Raw genomic sequence first — 1,013 nt, forward strand, 5'->3', positions numbered from 1 at the left:
CTCGCGGGCTTCGCCGCGCCCGGCCCGGTGCCGCGCCGGGTCGCCGCCCTGCTCGGCACCGCGCCGCCCGCACCCCGCACCTGGCCGTGCGGCTGGCGTCCGCGCAGCACGTCCCTTCGGCGGCGGGAGGACCGGGCCCGGGGATCCGGCTGGACGCGCCACCGGGCGGACCGGCGGCCCCCGGTCATGTGCTGGCGGTCTGGGAGGAGCTGACGGACACCGCCTGGGACTACGGCATCGTGCCCGACGACGCGCTCACGCCCCGCAAGGCCGCCGCGCGGATCGTCCGGCTGGGCCGACTGGACCAGGCGGACGAGGCGAAGCAGGCGGACGACGCCGCTTCCGCGTCGGTGCACCGGGTCGCGGGCGCGGTGGAGCAGGTGCTGTTCGCACCCGACCCGCAGGCCCCGCCGGGCCTCGCCGACGATGTCCGCCGGCTGCGCCTGGCCCTGCGCGCCCGGGCGGGGCGCCGCACCCGGCTGCGGGCACTGCTGGCCCCGCGTTCGGCCATCCGGGCGGTCTGGGCCCTGACCGACCGCGCCACGACCGTACGGGTCCGTACGGCGGAGCGCTGGGCGTCCCTGGTCCGCAGGCCCAAGCCGTCCCCGTCGGGACAGCGGGGCGGCTGAGCGGCACACACGCCGAGGGGGCCCCGACAGGGGGCCCCGCGCGGGCGCCACGTCCCCGGCCGCCGCCCCCCCGCCCCTCGGCGGGGGGGTGACGGGAGGAGAGGCTCGGCTGCTGCTCCGGGCGGCTCGGCGTATCGCTCCGGGCGGCCCAGTGCGGCGCATGTCCCCGGAGAGAGGGCTCAGACAACCGCTCCTGAGGGAGCTGCCCGGGGCTCCGGGGAGGGACACCACCCGGCCCGGCACGCGCGTGAGGGGCCCGGGACATGCGTGAGGGGCCACCGTCCGTGTGACGGTTGGCCCGCAAGCGCGGATCTTAAAAACATGTTTTTAATTGGTATAAATGGGCCCCCCCGTCTTGTCGCCGCGGCGGGGCCCACCTATTTT

General features: G+C 77.5%; 1 pseudogene. It reads left to right on the plus strand.

From position 1 onward, the window contains the following. Nucleotides 1-629, plus strand: a pseudogene (locus tag ACFXAZ_RS39615) (transglutaminase); the annotation flags it as partial. Between the last annotated feature and the right edge of the window lie 384 nt (nucleotides 630-1,013).

It is taken from the genome of Streptomyces sp. NPDC059477 (assembly GCF_042749375.1).
Lineage (GTDB): Bacteria > Actinomycetota > Actinomycetes > Streptomycetales > Streptomycetaceae > Streptomyces.